15 protein-coding genes and 1 other RNA gene are annotated in these 16,703 nt (G+C 52.0%); 6 read left to right on the top strand and 10 right to left on the bottom strand.

What is annotated here, in order from left to right; all coding sequences use genetic code 11:
• Positions 1-56: 56 nt before the first annotated feature.
• From pykF to QEN32_RS12155, 3 genes are all read left to right on the top strand, one after another.
• Positions 57-1,469 carry a pyruvate kinase PykF gene (pykF, locus tag QEN32_RS12145; protein ID WP_000751447.1) on the top strand — a complete coding sequence of 471 codons (1,413 nt, stop codon included), beginning with the start codon at positions 57-59 and terminating at the stop codon, positions 1,467-1,469.
• A gap of 310 nt (positions 1,470-1,779) precedes the next feature.
• The gene (gene lpp / locus QEN32_RS12150) at positions 1,780-2,016 is read left to right on the top strand and encodes a murein lipoprotein Lpp (RefSeq protein WP_001082307.1); all 237 of its coding nucleotides are present in this window, start codon (positions 1,780-1,782) and stop codon (positions 2,014-2,016) included.
• An 82-nt stretch (positions 2,017-2,098) separates the two neighbouring features.
• The gene (locus QEN32_RS12155; protein ID WP_017465453.1) at positions 2,099-2,338 is read left to right on the top strand and encodes a major outer membrane lipoprotein; all 240 of its coding nucleotides are present in this window, start codon (positions 2,099-2,101) and stop codon (positions 2,336-2,338) included.
• 66 nt (positions 2,339-2,404) lie between these two features.
• Here the strand turns inward: QEN32_RS12155 and QEN32_RS12160 are convergent, their stop codons facing one another.
• The 7 genes from QEN32_RS12160 to sufA all read right to left on the bottom strand — a co-directional run bounded on the left by QEN32_RS12160 (position 2,405) and on the right by sufA (position 9,080).
• Positions 2,405-3,406 (bottom strand): L,D-transpeptidase family protein, encoded by a 1,002-nt coding sequence (locus QEN32_RS12160; RefSeq protein ID WP_000817060.1) that lies wholly within the window; start codon positions 3,404-3,406, stop codon positions 2,405-2,407.
• A 154-nt stretch (positions 3,407-3,560) separates the two neighbouring features.
• Entirely contained in the window at positions 3,561-3,977 is a 417-nt protein-coding gene (sufE, locus tag QEN32_RS12165) for a cysteine desulfuration protein SufE (RefSeq protein ID WP_023241969.1), read from the bottom strand.
• 12 nt (positions 3,978-3,989) lie between these two features.
• On the bottom strand, positions 3,990-5,210 hold the full coding sequence (gene sufS, locus QEN32_RS12170; protein WP_080189650.1) for a cysteine desulfurase SufS: 1,221 nt from the start codon (positions 5,208-5,210) through the stop codon (positions 3,990-3,992).
• A complete protein-coding gene (gene sufD, locus QEN32_RS12175) occupies positions 5,207-6,478 on the bottom strand; it encodes a Fe-S cluster assembly protein SufD (RefSeq protein ID WP_079897832.1) in 1,272 nt (423 codons plus the stop codon). Before sufD ends, sufS begins: the two co-directional genes overlap by 4 nt.
• Positions 6,453-7,199 carry a Fe-S cluster assembly ATPase SufC gene (sufC, locus tag QEN32_RS12180; RefSeq protein ID WP_000948902.1) on the bottom strand — a complete coding sequence of 249 codons (747 nt, stop codon included), beginning with the start codon at positions 7,197-7,199 and terminating at the stop codon, positions 6,453-6,455. The genes sufD and sufC overlap by 26 nt, the downstream gene beginning before the upstream one ends.
• A gap of 16 nt (positions 7,200-7,215) precedes the next feature.
• On the bottom strand, positions 7,216-8,703 hold the full coding sequence (gene sufB, locus QEN32_RS12185; RefSeq protein WP_000089383.1) for a Fe-S cluster assembly protein SufB: 1,488 nt from the start codon (positions 8,701-8,703) through the stop codon (positions 7,216-7,218).
• A gap of 8 nt (positions 8,704-8,711) precedes the next feature.
• Complete coding sequence (gene sufA, locus QEN32_RS12190; RefSeq protein WP_197395882.1) at positions 8,712-9,080, bottom strand: Fe-S cluster assembly scaffold SufA; 369 nt, start codon at positions 9,078-9,080, stop codon at positions 8,712-8,714.
• A gap of 426 nt (positions 9,081-9,506) precedes the next feature.
• Here sufA and QEN32_RS12195 point away from each other — a divergent pair, with 426 nt between their 5' ends.
• Positions 9,507-10,853, top strand: a complete 1,347-nt coding sequence (locus tag QEN32_RS12195; protein ID WP_000261861.1) for an L-cystine transporter — start codon at positions 9,507-9,509, stop codon at positions 10,851-10,853.
• Positions 10,854-11,140: 287 nt separating this feature from the next.
• Here the strand turns inward: QEN32_RS12195 and QEN32_RS12200 are convergent, their stop codons facing one another.
• The 3 genes from QEN32_RS12200 to QEN32_RS12210 all read right to left on the bottom strand — a co-directional run bounded on the left by QEN32_RS12200 (position 11,141) and on the right by QEN32_RS12210 (position 14,891).
• The gene (locus QEN32_RS12200; protein ID WP_001537749.1) at positions 11,141-11,329 is read right to left on the bottom strand and encodes a YdiH family protein; all 189 of its coding nucleotides are present in this window, start codon (positions 11,327-11,329) and stop codon (positions 11,141-11,143) included.
• Between the two features lie 98 nt (positions 11,330-11,427).
• On the bottom strand, positions 11,428-11,838 hold the full coding sequence (gene menI / locus QEN32_RS12205; protein WP_000637930.1) for a 1,4-dihydroxy-2-naphthoyl-CoA hydrolase: 411 nt from the start codon (positions 11,836-11,838) through the stop codon (positions 11,428-11,430).
• Positions 11,835-14,891 carry an FAD-binding and (Fe-S)-binding domain-containing protein gene (locus QEN32_RS12210; RefSeq protein WP_265322148.1) on the bottom strand — a complete coding sequence of 1,019 codons (3,057 nt, stop codon included), beginning with the start codon at positions 14,889-14,891 and terminating at the stop codon, positions 11,835-11,837. Before QEN32_RS12210 ends, menI begins: the two co-directional genes overlap by 4 nt.
• 264 nt (positions 14,892-15,155) lie before the next feature.
• On the opposite strand from QEN32_RS12210, the gene ydiK reads away from it, so the two are divergent.
• A complete protein-coding gene (ydiK, locus tag QEN32_RS12215) occupies positions 15,156-16,274 on the top strand; it encodes an AI-2E family transporter YdiK (RefSeq protein WP_000248614.1) in 1,119 nt (372 codons plus the stop codon).
• Positions 16,275-16,456: 182 nt separating this feature from the next.
• Positions 16,457-16,564, top strand: an RNA gene (gene rprA / locus QEN32_RS12220) — antisense sRNA RprA.
• The last annotated feature ends 139 nt before the right edge of the window (positions 16,565-16,703 follow it).

Here is a 16,703-nt window from a genome sequence, read left to right on the forward strand (position 1 = left end):
GTGCGCGCCCGAAGCCAGATTTCCATATCCTCCTCAACTTAAAGACTAAGACTGTCATGAAAAAGACGAAAATTGTTTGTACTATCGGTCCGAAAACCGAATCCGAAGAGATGTTAAGCAAAATGCTGGACGCGGGCATGAACGTGATGCGTCTGAACTTCTCTCATGGCGATTATGCAGAACACGGTCAGCGTATCCAGAATTTGCGCAACGTGATGAGCAAAACTGGTAAAAAAGCCGCTATTCTGCTTGATACTAAAGGACCAGAAATCCGCACCATTAAACTGGAAGGCGGTAACGACGTTTCGCTGAAAGCGGGCCAAACCTTTACTTTTACCACCGACAAATCCGTGGTCGGTAATAATGAAATAGTTGCCGTCACCTATGAAGGCTTCACCAGCGACCTGAGCGTTGGCAACACCGTCCTGGTTGACGATGGTCTGATCGGTATGGAAGTGACCGCCATCGAAGGCAATAAAGTCATTTGTAAGGTGCTGAACAACGGCGATCTGGGCGAGAACAAAGGCGTTAACCTGCCGGGCGTTTCTATTGCTCTGCCGGCGCTGGCTGAAAAAGACAAACAGGACCTGATCTTCGGTTGCGAACAAGGCGTTGACTTTGTTGCGGCGTCCTTTATCCGTAAACGTTCTGACGTTGTCGAAATTCGCGAGCATCTGAAAGCCCACGGCGGCGAAAACATCCAGATTATCTCTAAGATCGAAAACCAGGAAGGCCTGAACAACTTCGATGAAATTCTCGAAGCTTCCGACGGCATCATGGTTGCGCGTGGCGACCTGGGCGTAGAAATCCCGGTTGAAGAAGTGATCTTTGCGCAGAAAATGATGATCGAAAAATGTATCCGCGCACGTAAAGTCGTGATCACCGCGACTCAGATGCTGGATTCTATGATCAAAAACCCGCGTCCGACCCGCGCAGAAGCAGGCGACGTTGCGAACGCCATCCTCGACGGTACGGATGCGGTTATGCTGTCCGGCGAATCCGCAAAAGGGAAATACCCGCTGGAAGCCGTTTCTATCATGGCGACCATCTGCGAACGTACCGACCGCGTCATGAACAGCCGTCTGGACTACAACAACGACAGCCGTAAACTGCGCATTACGGAAGCGGTATGCCGCGGTGCGGTAGAAACCGCCGAAAAACTGGAAGCGCCGCTGATCGTGGTAGCGACCCAGGGCGGTAAATCCGCTCGCGCCGTGCGTAAATACTTCCCGGACGCCACCATCCTGGCATTGACCACCAATGAAGTGACCGCCCGTCAGTTAGTACTGAGCAAAGGCGTGGTATCGCAGCTGGTGAAAGAAATCAATTCTACTGATGATTTCTACCGTCTGGGCAAAGATGTCGCCCTGCAAAGCGGCCTCGCCCAGAAAGGCGACGTCGTAGTGATGGTCTCCGGCGCGCTGGTTCCAAGCGGCACCACTAACACCGCCTCTGTTCACGTACTGTAATAATTGTTGTGTGAATTAATTTGTTTAAAAAAGCGCCCTTCCGGCGCTTTTTTTATTTAATCGATAGCCACTATTAATAAAAAAATCAAATCGGATTTTACTATCTAATTGCGGATTATCTAAGAAGAATCCGATGGAAGCCCCCTGTTTTCTTTCGGTTTTTTAGGGACTTTCATGCATTTCGATGCTTCTTTGAGCGAACGATCAAAAATAAGTGCATTCCCATCAAAAAAATATTCTCAACATAAAAAAGTTTGTGTAATACTTGTAACGCTACATGGAGATTAACTCAATCTAGAGGGTATTAATAATGAATCGTACTAAACTGGTACTGGGCGCGGTAATCCTGGGTTCTACTCTGCTGGCTGGTTGCTCCAGCAACGCTAAAATCGATCAGCTGTCTTCTGACGTTCAGACTCTGAACGCTAAAGTTGACCAGCTGAGCAACGACGTGAACGCAATGCGTTCCGACGTTCAGGCTGCTAAAGACGACGCAGCTCGCGCTAACCAGCGTCTGGACAACCAGGCTACTAAATACCGTAAGTAATAGTACCTGCGTAATAAAAATGGCGCACGATGTGCGCCATTTTTTTTACCTATATAACCACACAAAATATAAGGTTATTATTATGACCCGTACTAACAAGCTGATCTTAGGTGCAGCAGTTCTGGGTTCCACGTTACTGGCAGGTTGTTCCAGCAACGCTAAAATCGATCAGTTGTCTTCCGATGTACAGACGCTGAGCGCTAAAGTTGAGCAACTGAGTAATGACGTAAATGCAATGCGTTCCGACGTTCAGGCTGCTAAAGACGACGCAGCTCGCGCGAACCAGCGTCTGGATAACAAAGTATTCCGCATCTGTAAATGATTTGACGCACGATATAAAATGGCGCACATCGTGCGCCATTTTTTTGTCCGTCGTTTGCGGCGAAGGCTACTGCGTGACGCGCGTTTGCCCCTCTTCTCCGACAAAACCGTTCTGAGCGGATTCGACTGCGGTCGTATTTACCGCTGGCGTCTGCCCGGCGCTCACGCTGACTGGATACCCGGCTCGCCGGTATAGCGCCTTATCGACCAGGCGACTATCCACCCCTTGCGCGTTTCTGAACGCGGTAAATTCCGCAGGCAACACGTAGGGCATCGTCTGCACGTTTTGCTCTTCTTCCGGCGATAGCGGCCTGTGTACCTCTACATAACGAATGCCATTCGGCTCGACAGAGAATTTCACCGGCTGGTTAATCACTTTTACCGGCGTCCCCGTTCTGACCTGCGCAAATAACGCTTTGATGTCCGGCGCGTTCATGCGAATGCAACCGGAACTCACGCGCAGACCCACGCTATCCGGCGCGCTGGTGCCATGAATGAGATATTCCCCATTACCGTGCGCCAGACGCAGCGCATAGCGTCCCAGCGGGTTATTTGGCCCGGCAGGGATCACCGGCGGCAGCGTGATCCCCCGCTCAAGCGAACGTTGGCGTATGCCCGCCGTCGGCGTCCACGTCGGGTTGGGGATCTTTTGCCCTATCCGGGTGTCCATGACGGGAGTTTCCAGTCCCTGCAAACCGATGCCGATGGGATATACCTGAACGCGGTTTTCTCCCGGCGGATAATAATACAACCGTAGCTCCGCGAGGTTGACGATAACGCCTTCCCTGGGCGCATCCGGCAATAGCATCTGCGAGGGAATGGTAATTAGCGTACCGGGCTTAGGCACCGGCGCAATCGTATTGTTCGCTTCAAGAATGAGCATCGCCGCCGTATCAAAACGCCGGGCGATAGCCTGCAGGTTTTTATCACCTTCCTGTACGGTATAGGTTTGATTCTGACCAATAAGACGGCTGCCTTCGGGCGGTAATGGATAATCAACCGCCCAGGCTGCCTGTAACGCGCTATACGCGCCGATAATAGTTAGCGTAATGAAAGACGCACGTTTCATACCAAACCTCCTGTATTCCTGGTGATGCCCTCTGCGACGACTGGTAGCGCTTCGCTTATCAGAACAACAAAATATACGCTCTGTCCACTCTGGATAAAGCGACGTCGCCGTCCGACAAAGGATTTGACATCAGGTAGAACGCTGTCTGTACAGTTTAGCTAAGAGTGGCGGCCTTAGCGCGAATTGCGCGAATCATTGCTTCCAGCCCCTGAGAACGAGAAGGCGTGAGGTGCTGTGTAAGCGCCATTTTTTCGAACCATGGCCGGACATCAAAATGCACAATATCCTGCGCCGTCATCTGGTGGTACAAAATAAATACCACCGCCATAAGACCTTTAACGATCGCCGCGTCGCTGTCGCCCTGCAATTCGATAATGCCGTTGGCGTTTCGCCGCATCACGATCCACACCTGGCTCTGACAACCATGAATCGTATTTTGCGCATTGCGATCCTGCGGATTTAACTCCGCCAGGCGCTGCCCCAACTCAATAATATATAAATATTTCTCTTCCCAATTAGCGCAACGCGTAAAGTTACGCAGCAATTTTTCTTTATCCGGTAGCGCAGCCATAAAACCTCACTGTTATCCCAATAAGCGGTGGATACGCGTTAATCCTGCCACCAGTCGGTCCACTTCTTCATGGGTGTTATACATCGCCAGCGAAGCCCGGCACATTGCCGGCACGCCATACCAGGTCATGAGCGGCATCGCGCAGTGATGCCCCGTTCGTACCGCGATGCCGTAATTATCAAGAAAGCTGCCCACGTCGTAAGCATGGTGTTTACCCAGATTAAACGCGATGACGCCCAACCGCTGTGCCGGACCATACAGCGTGATATCAGGCACCTGCGCCAGTTGCTCCAGCGCATAGCGCATCAGCATCTGCTCATAATCGCCAATCTTATCCAGTCCCAGCGACGTCACATAGTCAATTGCCGCGCCGAGACCGATGATGCCGCCAGTATTCGGCGTTCCCGCCTCAAAACGCCAGGGCGCTTTCGCCCATGTCGTTCCCTGCGTCAGGCTGACGGTCGAGATCATCGACCCGCCCCCTTCCCACGGCGGCATTTCTTGCAGCAACGCCTCTTTAACATACAGAATACCGATGCCGGTCGGCCCGTAAAGTTTATGGCCGGAGAAAACGTAAAAATCGCAGTCCAGCGCCTGGACGTCAACAGCATGGTGCATCACGGCCTGGGCGCCATCCACCAGCACTTTCGCCCCATGCTGGCGCGCCAGCGCAATCATGTCCGGCAGTGGGTTTTCCGTCCCCAGCACATTGGAAACGTGGGTAATGGCCAGCAGTCGGGTCCGGTCATCGAACAGCGCAGCTAAGGTCTCCAGCCGCAGCGTACCGTCAGGATGCAACGGGATCACGCGCAGTTCGGCGCCTTTGCGCTCGCACAGCATCTGCCAGGGAACGATGTTGGCGTGATGCTCCATCTCGCTGATGATAATGTTATCCCCGGCGCGAATATTTTCCGTTCCCCAACTGTTGGCGACAAGGTTAATGCCCTCCGTCGTACCGCGCACGAACACCAGTTCTTCTGCGGAGCGGGCGTTAATAAACCGCGACGCCTGCTTACGCACATTCTCCATGCTTTCGGTCGCCTGCGCGCTTAACGTATGGATACCCCGATGTACCGCAGCATAGCCGTGACGGTAGAAGGCAGATTCAGCGTCAATCACCTGATTAGGTTTTTGAGCGCTGGCTGCGCTGTCCAGGTAAGCCAGCGGCAGGCCGTTAACTTCACGCTGCAGTATGGGAAAATCCGCCCGTACTTTTTCTACAGGAAATGTCATACCAGGCCTCCGGGCAGTCGCTGGCCGATTCGCGCCAGCACCTGCTGTTTAAGGGCGCTATCATGGATAGCTTCCGTTAACTCTGCGGCAAACGCGTAAAGAATCATGTGCCGCGCCTCCTGCTGCCTGATGCCGCGTGATTGCAGATAAAACATCTGCTCATCGTCAATACGCCCGATCGTCGCGCCGTGGCTGCACTTCACGTCATCGGCATAGATCTCTAATTGCGGTTTGGTATCGACTTCAGCCAGTTTCCCCAACAACAGGTTATTATTGGTCATCTGGCCGTCGGTTTTAATGGCGTGTTGCGCCACGTTAATCAGGCCATTAAAGACCGCGCGTCCTTTGTCGCTGACGATGGTCTTGTGCAACTGGCGGCTGTTACAGTAGCCTTTGTTATGTTCCAGCCATGTCCGCGTATCGCAGACTTCATTTTTCACCGGCATCGCCAGACTATTCAGTCGAAGCGTCGCGTTTTCACCATTCAGTTGTGAGCTGCTGTGGTGACGTAGTACTGCGGCGCCCAGCAGAAAACTGTGGCTAAACGCCGAGGCGTCTGTCGCCAGCAGAAGATCGTTATGCGCAAAGTGATAGCTGGACGCATTTTCAAACGCCAGTTTGATATGGCGCAGTTGCGCATTGTCTGCAACGTTCATCGTCAGACGCGCGCCGGTAAAATGTTTTGCCGCTGTAAGGCTGACATAATGCTCAATAACCGTCGCTTCCGCGCCTTCCGCCAGCGCCAGATGGTGGCGATAATGCGCGGTATTCAGCTCGTCGCCATCCACGCCCTGCGTGATATGCATTAACAGTAGCGGCCTGGTCGGACGCTGATTTCGCCGGACCTGTATATACGTGACACATTGCGCCAGGCTTTCCGTCAGATGCAGAAAAACCTCGGGATGTACCGGCGCGGTAAGCGTCTGGCGCTCATCCCTGACGCTAACGTCAAATCCGCTGTTTTGCGTGCTATCACTGAGCTCTGGCATAAACCGACCATCGACAAACACCAGCCGCACGGCATCGATTTGCAGCGCCAGCGCATCACGCTGTGCGGCGCTGATAGTCACACACTGCTGGATAAACTGGCTATGGGTTAAGCCCTCCAGCGGCGTGTATTTCCAGTCTTCATGTTTACGCGTCGGCAATCCCAGACGTAACATCTGTTGTAAATGTTGTCTTGCTTGCTCAGTTCGACTTTCTCCTTTTTCTTCAAAGAGATGCTGCCATTGCTGTAGCGCTTTACTGCTGTTCGGTAAGCCAGCCATAACCCTGCTCCTCCAGTTGTTTGACCAGAGTAAAATCGCCGGATCGGACAATTCGCCCCTGATAGAGGACATGGACGTAATCAGGCTTGATGTAGTCCAGTATGCGCTGATAGTGGGTCACGATAATAAAAGCGCGTTTATCGTCGCGTAACGCGTTGACGCCTTCCGCCACAATTTTCAACGCATCGATATCCAGTCCGGAGTCAGACTCATCAAGGATGCACAGTTCCGGCTCCAGCACCGCCATTTGCAAAATATCATTGCGCTTTTTCTCCCCGCCGGAAAAACCGACGTTTACCGAACGGGTCAGTAAATCTTCCGGCATTTTCAGCAATGCGATCTTTTCTTCCATCAGATCCTGAAAATCAAAGCGATCCAACGACGCCTGCCCGCGGTAGGCGCGCACGGCATTCAGCGCGGTTTGCAGGAAAAACTGGTTACTGACGCCGGGGATTTCTACCGGGTACTGGAAGGCCATAAAAATCCCTTCGCCCGCCCGTTCCTCCGGCGACAGTTCAAGCAGATCTTTACCCTTGAACGTAACCGAGCCGCCGGTGACCTCATAATCTTCACGTCCCGCCAGGGTGGCGGAGAGCGTGCTTTTCCCGGAACCGTTCGGCCCCATAATGGCGTGAACTTCGCCGGGGCGAATCTCCAGATTCAGGCCACGCAAAATCGCTTTTTCTTCCACACTGACCTGTAAATCTTTAATGCTTAACATGGGTTTTCCTTCATCATTAACCGACGCTGTGCTCAAGGCTAATCGCCAGCAGTTTTTGCGCTTCAACGGCAAACTCCAGCGGCAGTTCCGAGAAAACGTCTTTACAGAAACCGTTGACGATCATCGAAATAGCGTCTTCTTCGCTGATACCGCGTTGCAAACAATAGAAAAGCTGATCTTCACCGATGCGTGATGTTGTCGCTTCGTGCTCCAGCTGCGCGCTGTTATTGCGGCATTCAACATACGGGAACGTATGCGCGCCGCAGTCCGCGCCAATCAACATGGAGTCGCATTGGGTGAAATTTCGGGCGTTGGTTGCCGTCGGCATAATTTTTACCAGCCCACGGTAGCTGTTCTGGCTGTGGCCGGCAGAAATGCCTTTTGAGATAATGGTTGAGCGCGTGTTTTTACCGATATGGATCATTTTGGTGCCGGTGTCAGCCTGCTGATGTCCACTGGTCAGCGCAACGGAATAGAACTCGCCGATAGAATTATCACCGCGCAGGATACAGCTCGGGTATTTCCAGGTAATCGCCGAACCGGTTTCCGACTGGGTCCACGACATCTTGCTGTTTTCCCCTTCGCACAACGCCCGCTTGGTCACAAAGTTCAGAATGCCGCCCGTGTTGTTGTCGCCCGGGAACCAGTTTTGTACGGTGGAATATTTTACTTCAGCATCTTTATGGATGATGACTTCCACTACCGCGGCGTGGAGCTGATAACTGTCGCGTACGGGCGCGGAGCAGCCTTCGATATAACTCACATAGCTGCCTTCATCCGCCACCAGAATCGTGCGCTCAAACTGACCGGTTTTCTCGGCGTTAATGCGAAAATAGGTGGATAACTCCATTGGGCAACGCACGCCTTTGGGAACATAGATAAATGTCCCATCGGAAGCGACTGCCGCATTCAGCGCGGCAAAAAAGTTATCGTTCCCCGGCACGACGGTGCCAAGATATTTCCTGACCAGGTCAGGGTGATCGTGTATCGCTTCGCCAAAAGAACAGAAAATAATGCCCTGTTCCGCCAGTTTTTCACGGTATGTGGTCGCTACGGAGACCGAGTCAAAAATCGCATCGACGGCGACCTCTTTCCCTTCGCGAACCGGAACGCCAAGTTGCTCGAAGGCGTCTTCAACCTCTTTACTCAAAAAGGTATTCGCGCCCGTTTGCTGTACGGCTCCCGGCTGGGAAACGCAGCTATCGTCGCAGTTTCCGCATGATGGCGCAGAGTAATAGCTGTAGTCCTGATAGTTCAGTTTATCGTAGTGCGCCTTCAGCCAGTGCGGTTCATCCATGTCCAGCCAGGCTCTATAGGCATTGAGACGAAATTCCAGCATCCACTCAGGTTCGTTACGCTTTGCGGAAATCGCGCGCACCACCTCTTCGCTGATGCCTTTTGCCAGTTCATCAGTGGGTAGTTGTGTGAAAAATCCTTCTTTGTAATTAAGGCGTCCGCCTGTCCAGATGCCGACCTCTTCCGTTGCTTCAGTGTTACGAGACATAGTACCGCCTATACCCCAAAACTTTCGCCGCAGCCGCATTCATTCTGGGCTTTGGGGTTATGAAATTTAAATAACTGGTTCAGCCCTTCCTGTACGTAATCCACTTCTGTTCCGTCAATAAAAGGCATCGCCTGTAACGGTGCGAAAAGCTTTGCGCCTTCGGCTTCAAAAACCAGATCGTCTTTATCCGGCTCCCGAACGGTATCCAGAACATAGCCAAATCCGGCACATCCCGTCTGTTTTACGCTTAACCGCACGCCCAACATGCCCGGCTGCTTTTCTGCCAGTTCACGTATGTGCGCTGCCGCCGCTGGCGTTAGCGTCAGCCCTTGCCAGGGGAATTCCTCCGGGTTAAACGTGTCTGAATGCAATTCCATAGAGTTACCTCGCGTTCTAAATCACCAGGATATAACAGCATGTTAGTGATAATGATTATCACTTCAACCCCTTAACCGCAGGGGCTTTCCAACAAATGGTCATATTGAGCGCCTTTTATTAAGCATAGACCCTGTCCGCCAGGTCATACGACAGACAAAAAATCGCTTAACTTCTTGATAAGTAATGATTTATAAGATATTAACCGTTCTGACATGTCAAAAACGAAAAGATGTATAGAAAATGACTATTTAATTAATAGGCTGTCGACATTGCCGGGCGGCGAGGTCAGAACCCCATTTTTTGTATGGATACCTGGCGTTGCGCTCTTTATAATCCGCTGCGGTTCTATAACTCAGTTTGAGCTATAGGTTTATGTAAACTCTTTCCGGCATTTCAGGTGCTGAATGAGGCAAGAGGCTTAAAATATGGTTGTTACGCTCGCGTATATCGCACTTTTTTTGGTTTTCTCGTGGGTCATCTTGAGAATTAATCAAAAAAGCGATTCCCTGTCGAAAAGCGTTTTTATCGCTATCTTTTTAGGGGCTGTTATTGGTTTATCCCTGCATTTTATTTCAGCAAATCACACTAAAACTATTATCGAATGGTATAGCATCGTCGGCAATGGTTACGTCCACCTGCTAAAACTGGTCGCTATACCGCTAATTTTTATTTCTATTCTTTCCGCCATCAATAAACTGGAAAATAGCGCCGGCATCGGAAAAATGTCGCTGACGATCGTCGGATGCATGTTATGCCTGGTGATGGTTGCCGGTTTTATCGGATTACTGACCGCTCATGTGCTGGGGCTTGACGCCAGCGCTTTTGTGCACATGCCGTCAATGTTAACTACGGAAGAAGTCAATAAGACTGCCGCGGTGTCGATTCCCCAGTTAGTGACATCGCTGATTCCGACTAATATTTTTCTTGATCTTACGGGGGCCAGAAGTGTTTCCGTTATCGGCATCGTTATCTTCACGCTAATAGCGGGGATCGCTCTGTTAAAGGTCAAAAAAGAGGCGCCGGAAGAAGGTCAGAAATTAAGCGCAGGCATTAACGCTATTCAGATATGGGTCATGAAGATGGTACGTATCGTTATTGCATTAACGCCCTATGGCGTCATGGCATTAATGACTACCGTATTTTCATCATACCACTTTGAACAATTCGCCAGCTTACTGGGTTTTATCGGCGCCTGTTACATCGCGATTTTTATGATGTTTATCGTGCATGCCATCTTGCTGATCCTCAGCGGTAATAATCCAGCGCGTTATTTCAGAATGGTCTGGCCCGTCTTAACCTTTGCGTTTGTTTCCCGCAGCAGCGCAGCCTCTATCCCGCTGGCCATTTCCGCCCAGGAAAAATTTGGCGTACAAAGCACCATTGCCAATATTTCCGCCTCGTTTGGCTCCAGTATGGGGCAAAATGGCTGCGCCGGGATTTATCCGGCTATTATGGTAGCGATGATTGCACCCACCATCGGCATCGATCCGCTCTCGCTGCATTTTCTGGCCGCGATGTTGCCTGCCATTGCGCTAGGGTCTATTGGCGTAGCCGGCGTCGGCGGCGGTGGTACGTTCGCGGCGCTGATTGTCCTGTCGACATTGAATTTTCCCGTTGCGCTGGTCGGTATTTTTATTGCCATCGAACCTATCGTTGATATGGCCCGCACGGCACTGAACGTTAACGGATCGATGATGTCAGGTGTGCTGGCTAACCGTATTTTGAATAATCATACGGCTGACGACATGCCAGCGGTTATTGACAGACCTTAGTTTTTTACGCGCCCGGAAAAGAAAAACCCTTAAGTCTGTTCAATACAGGCTTAAGGGTTCCGGCCCCATCCGGCGCTTATCTCCGGCACTCTTAATGGCTTAGCTCTTGAAGGGGCATAAGAATAATCTCATAAAGAGCGCGCGCCTTTTTAGCACAAATGGCGATCTGTATTTTTTTTAAACAAAATCAAGGGGATTATCTATTACCGGGGGACAGTGTCTGGTGAGATCGCCTGGTAACATAGCCGGATGGCGGCTAACGCCTTATCCGGCCTACACAGACTTTATTAATGCACGCCCAACCGCCAGGCGAAATAGATCTCTTCTTTCAGTTCGGTTGCAGAGAGGGTGAGGAGATCGGCAAACTCTAACTCCAGCTGTTTTAAACGCTTCAAATACTGCGCGGGAGAAAGTTCGGTTTTATCACGGCGTAAAAATTCAATCGCCAGTTGGGTTGGGTCTAAATCAGTAGACATATCATCCTCGCTTATGTGTAAACGTGCACAGTATATCACCTTTTTCTGCGCACATTTTGACCAAAAGCAATATGCATCACACTTTTATGGTGACAACGTCACACAATCGCCGTAGTAAGGCGCGAAGAACAGCACAGACGTCCCTGTTCATCAAAGATCTCTATCTGCCAGACCTGATGGCGAGCCCCGGTATGCAACGCTTTACAGACGCCTCGTACGCGCCCCTGACGCGCCGACCGTACATGGTTGGCATTCACCTCCAGCCCCACCACCTTTTGCTCCCCCTGCGTACACAGATAGCCTGCGACCGAGCCGATACTTTCCGCCAGCACCACAGACGCTCCGCCATGCAGCAAGCCGAACGGCTGTTTGGTGCGATGATCGACGGGCATTGTCGCTTCCAGCGTATCGTCCCCAATACGCTCAAAGCGGATATCAAGCAGGCCAACCATATTCCCTTCCCCCATCGCATTAAGCGCATCGAGGGTCACTTCACGTTTCCAGATCAACCTATAATCTCCAGTAATGCCTGCAACGGGTGACGCACGCCCGTACCTTCAATGCGTTTAACCTGGCTTCGGCAGGAATAGCCGGTTGCCAGGCAACGGTTTCGCGGTAGACGTTGCATCGCCTGATGCCAGGAAAGCTCATAAATTCCCAGCGAATTTTTATGATTGGTGAGTTCATGTCCATAAGTGCCCGCCATACCGCAGCAGCCTACGCTGACATTTTCCAGCTTCGCGCCAAAATGGGCAAAGATGGCGGCCCACTGCGCAGGCGCGCCGGGTAAAGCCGTGACTTCCGTACAATGACCAAAAAAGTACCACGGTTCGCCGCTCACCTCGACGGACAGTCTTGCATTTATTTCCTGCGCCAGCCATTCATTCACCAGCAACACATGAAAATCGCCGCGCTGTTCGCCCAGCGCCAGTTTGTATTCGTCGCGATAACACAGAACCAGCGCCGGATCGACGCCCACCATCGGCATCCCCAACGCGGCGATCCGATTAAGGAACTCAGAGGTTTTTTTCGCCGTTTTCGCAAAGCGATTAAGAAAACCTTTAATATGCTGCGCCTTACCATTCGGCGAGAACGGTAACAATACCGGCCTCCTGCCCAGCTTTTCCGCCAGGCGGATAAAGTCCGCCACGACCCGGGCGTCGTAGTAGCTGGTAAACGGATCCTGAACCACCAGTACCGTTTTCGCTTTTTGCTCGGCGCTCATGCGTTCCAGTTGCTCAAGCGTCATATTGGCAGACGGATGGCCCACCAGTTGCTGTTGCAATGAAGGGGCAGAAAGCAGAGGTAAATCCACCATACCGATATGTTTTTTCGCCAGATTGCGAACCATCGGTTGGTTAATAAAAAAGTTAAAGGTCTTTGGCGCACGCGCCATCAGCGGCGCGTAGGTCTCGACCGTCGCCACCAGATGATCGCGTACCGGACGCAGATAACGCGTATGGTAAAGCTGTAAGAAACGTGAACGAAACTCCGGAACATCGATTTTAATCGGACACTGGGTCGTACAGGCTTTACACGCCAGACAGCCGGACATGGACTCTTTAACTTCATGGGAAAAGTCATACTCGCCTTTGCGTTTGTGCCAACTATTCCGGGTGCGGGCAATCAGCGTGCGTAAGCTGGCGCGTTTTTCTGGCAACTCCTTTTCCAGCTTCAACGGATCGACGCCGCGATCGGCCAATAGACGGAGCCACTCCCGTACCAGCGTCGCCCGCCCTTTCGGCGAGTGGATCCGGTTAAGGCTAATTTTCATCGACGGGCACATCGGGCTTTTCGCATCGAAATTAAAGCACAGGCCGTTACCATTACACTCCATAGCGCCGCGCCAGGTCTGCCGTACCGCCAGCGGGATTTGCCGATCCCAGGTGCCGCGTTTTACCGCATCCACCTTCATCATCGGCGCCTCTATCCCTTGCGGCGGACAGATTTTACCCGGGTTAAGTCGATTATGCGGATCAAAAGCCGCTTTTATTTTGCGCAGCTCGCCATACAGAACTTCGCCGAAAAAGGCCGGGCTGTATTCCGCACGAAAACCTTTTCCATGCTCGCCCCACAACAGCCCGCCGTATCTGGCGGTCAGCGCGACGACCTCATCGGAGATCTGTTTCATCAACAGTTCCTGCTGCGGATCGCACATATCCAGCGCCGGACGCACATGCAGCACCCCGGCATCCACGTGGCCGAACATGCCGTAACTTAAGCCATGACCATCCAGCAGGGCGCGAAATTCGGCGATGTAATCGGCCAGATGTTCAGGCGGCACGCAGGTATCTTCCGCAAAAGGAATCGGTTTGGCAGCACCTTTCGCATTACCCAGCAGCCCTACCGCTTTTTTGCGCATCGCGTAAATACGCTCAATACCCGTCAAATCGGTACAAAGTTGCCAGCCGATCACGCCCGCTTCCGCTCGCGCCATCAGACCATCCAGCCGGTGGCACAGCGCCTCGACCTGTCCGTCAATAAGCGCTTCATCGTCACCCGCGAATTCCACGATATTCAGGCCAAGCATCTCTTTATCCGGCACATCGGTAATCAATTCGCTAACGGAGTGCCAGACAATATCTTCCCGCGCGAGGTTAAGGACTTTGGAATCGACCGTCTCGACGGATAAGGCGCGCGCATCAACCATAAAAGGGGCGTTACGCAGCGCGGAATCAAAGGAGTCGTATTTTACATTCACCAGACGGCGGACTTTGGGTATCGGGGTAATATCCAGCCGGGCTTCAGTAATAAACGCCAGCGTCCCTTCCGACCCCGTTAAGATGCGGGTAAGATCGAAGCGGGTCATGTCATCGTTAAAGACGTGGCGTAAATCGTAGCCTGTCAGGAAACGATTGAGCTTTGGAAAGCTATCGAGGATAAGTTGACGGTTTTCCAGGCAGGACTGATAGACGGTCTGATAGATGCGGCCTGGCATCGTCATGTTTTCACCCAGCGTCCGGGCAAGCTCTACGGGCATTGATTGCGTGTCAAGGATATCGCCCCCCAACAATACGGCCCGTATGCCTAAGACGTGATCTGACGTTTTCCCATAGACCAGCGAACCCTGACCAGAGGCATCGGTATTAATCATACCGCCAAGCGTGGCGCGATTACTGGTGGAAAGTTCCGGCGCAAAAAAATAGCCATACGGCTTTAACGCCTGATTAAGCTGATCTTTTATCACTCCCGCCTCTACCCGCACCCATCCCTCTTCAGGATTAATTTCAATAATGCGGTTCATATAGCGGGACATGTCAACAATAATGCCCTGGTTTAGCGCCTGGCCATTCGTGCCAGTACCGCCGCCTCGCGGGGTAAATATCAGCGACATAAAGCGCGGCTCCGCCGCCAGACGGGCAAGAAGCGCGACATCAGCCGTAGAACGGGGAAACACAACAGCATCGGGAAGAAGCTGGTAGATACTGTTATCGGTCGACATTGTCAGACGGTCGGCATAGCTGGTTGCCGTATCGCCCGTAAACCCTTGCTGCTCCAGCGCCTGCAAAAAATTGAGCACCAGCTGAACGACGCCGGGTGCCTGAGAAATTTGTGGAATCATTATATTGACCTTTTCCTGCGGTCTATGTTGTGAACGGTGGCGCCCAACCCGGCGAGCGCGAGCGGTCTACGCACAGGAAGGGATGCTTAATCGTTTGCGTGTTGCGTTATTTGTTGTATCACATTTTTTTCCTGTGCGCCCAACAGAATTACATGCAGAATCGGCCTGTTAAAAACCGCTGAAATTGCTCATCATTATAGGGTGTGGTTTGCATGTTCACGTCGCGCCAACGTTCTGGCGCAAAGACAAAGGTGAAAAGTATTTATGGTAAATGTTCGTCAGCCCAGGGATATTGCGCAAGTGCTGCTATCGGTGCTGTTTTTAGCCATCATGATTGTGGCCTGTTTGTGGATAGTACAGCCTTTTATTTTGGGGTTTGCATGGGCAGGTACGATTGTTATCGCGACCTGGCCCGTTTTGCTGAAATTACAAAAAATATTGTGGGGCCGCCGCTCGCTTGCCGTACTGGTCATGACGCTGCTGTTAGTGCTGCTCTTCGTTATTCCCGTCGCTTTGCTGGTGAACAGCATTGTCGATGGTAGCGGCCCGCTCATCCATGCAGTGACCGGCGGCGATATGACGCTACCCGATCTGGCATGGTTAAATAATATTCCGTTAGTTGGCGCCAAACTGTATGCCGGATGGCATAGCCTGCTGGATATGGGCGGTAGCGCTATTATGGCGAAAGTGCGGCCTTATATCGGCACAACCACGACCTGGTTTGTCGGGCAGGCGGCGCATATCGGACGCTTTATGATGCACTGCGCCCTGATGCTGTTGTTTAGCGCCCTGCTTTACTGGCGCGGCGAACAAGTGGCGATGGGAATACGCCATTTTGCCTGTCGTCTCGCGGCTAAACGCGGCGATGCGGCGGTTCTGCTGGCTGCCCAGGCGATCCGCGCCGTGGCGCTTGGCGTGGTGGTCACCGCGCTGGTACAGGCGGTACTTGGCGGCGTCGGGCTGGCCATTTCCGGCGTGCCTTACGCTACCCTGTTGACGGTAGTGATGATCCTTTCGTGTCTGGTTCAGTTGGGGCCGTTGCCGGTATTGATTCCAGCCATTATCTGGCTTTACTGGACAGGCGACACCACCTGGGGCACCGTGCTACTGGTTTGGAGCGCCATCGTCGGCACTCTGGATAACGTGATTCGCCCGGTACTCATCCGCATGGGCGCCGATTTACCGCTGCTTCTGATCCTTTCCGGGGTAATCGGCGGCCTGATTGCATTCGGTATGATTGGTCTGTTTATTGGACCGGTGCTTCTGGCCGTGACCTGGCGTTTGTTCTCCGCATGGGTACATGAAGTTCCGGCGCCGACGAATGAACCAGAGGAGATCCTTGAAGAGCTGGATGACATCGAGGAAGCCAACAAGCAGTCATAATCCCGTCGGGCGGCATTGCCGCCCGATGCTTTAGCGACGTTTATCAATTCAACGTACACCCCATTTTGATTCGCCCGTCTGTTCCCCGCCGCATCTCATTTTTGTCGCAAATCCGTTACAGTTTTTAAACTATTGAGACGAATCTGATCGACGCAAAAAGTGCTCATGCCTACTATTAGCACACGGTTATAAATCAACACATTGATTTATAAGCATGGAAATCCCCTGAGTGAAACAACGAATTGCTGTGTGTAGTCTTTGCCCGTCTCCTACGATGGGCTTTTTTTTTAACTTTTTTCGCTGCATTGTTACATAAGCCAGCTCCCGTTTTCCTTCAACACCGCGATATCTGCAACGAACAAATAATATTGCACAAAATAGTGTGATTCTGTTCAAGTCGAAACGGTGTCGGTGGTGCTATTTATAGCA

It is taken from the genome of Salmonella sp. SA14318 (genome assembly GCF_029866905.1).
Taxonomy (GTDB): domain Bacteria; phylum Pseudomonadota; class Gammaproteobacteria; order Enterobacterales; family Enterobacteriaceae; genus Salmonella; species Salmonella enterica.

Bases quoted from the DNA above. Each gene is read 5' to 3' on its own strand.
- sufS (WP_080189650.1), bottom strand. From the start codon at position 5,210: ATGACATTTCCTGTAGAAAAAGTACGGGCGGATTTTCCCATACTGCAG.
- QEN32_RS12195 (WP_000261861.1), top strand. From the start codon at position 9,507: ATGGTTGTTACGCTCGCGTATATCGCACTTTTTTTGGTTTTCTCGTGG.
- ydiK (WP_000248614.1), top strand. From the start codon at position 15,156: ATGGTAAATGTTCGTCAGCCCAGGGATATTGCGCAAGTGCTGCTATCG.
- pykF (WP_000751447.1), top strand. From the start codon at position 57: ATGAAAAAGACGAAAATTGTTTGTACTATCGGTCCGAAAACCGAATCC.
- QEN32_RS12155 (WP_017465453.1), top strand. From the start codon at position 2,099: ATGACCCGTACTAACAAGCTGATCTTAGGTGCAGCAGTTCTGGGTTCC.
- lpp (WP_001082307.1), top strand. From the start codon at position 1,780: ATGAATCGTACTAAACTGGTACTGGGCGCGGTAATCCTGGGTTCTACT.
- QEN32_RS12210 (WP_265322148.1), bottom strand. From the start codon at position 14,891: ATGATTCCACAAATTTCTCAGGCACCCGGCGTCGTTCAGCTGGTGCTC.
- QEN32_RS12160 (WP_000817060.1), bottom strand. From the start codon at position 3,406: ATGAAACGTGCGTCTTTCATTACGCTAACTATTATCGGCGCGTATAGC.
- sufB (WP_000089383.1), bottom strand. From the start codon at position 8,703: ATGTCTCGTAACACTGAAGCAACGGAAGAGGTCGGCATCTGGACAGGC.
- sufD (WP_079897832.1), bottom strand. From the start codon at position 6,478: ATGGCTGGCTTACCGAACAGCAGTAAAGCGCTACAGCAATGGCAGCAT.
- sufE (WP_023241969.1), bottom strand. From the start codon at position 3,977: ATGGCTGCGCTACCGGATAAAGAAAAATTGCTGCGTAACTTTACGCGT.
- sufC (WP_000948902.1), bottom strand. From the start codon at position 7,199: ATGTTAAGCATTAAAGATTTACAGGTCAGTGTGGAAGAAAAAGCGATT.
- QEN32_RS12200 (WP_001537749.1), bottom strand. From the start codon at position 11,329: ATGTCTACTGATTTAGACCCAACCCAACTGGCGATTGAATTTTTACGC.
- sufA (WP_197395882.1), bottom strand. From the start codon at position 9,080: ATGGAATTGCATTCAGACACGTTTAACCCGGAGGAATTCCCCTGGCAA.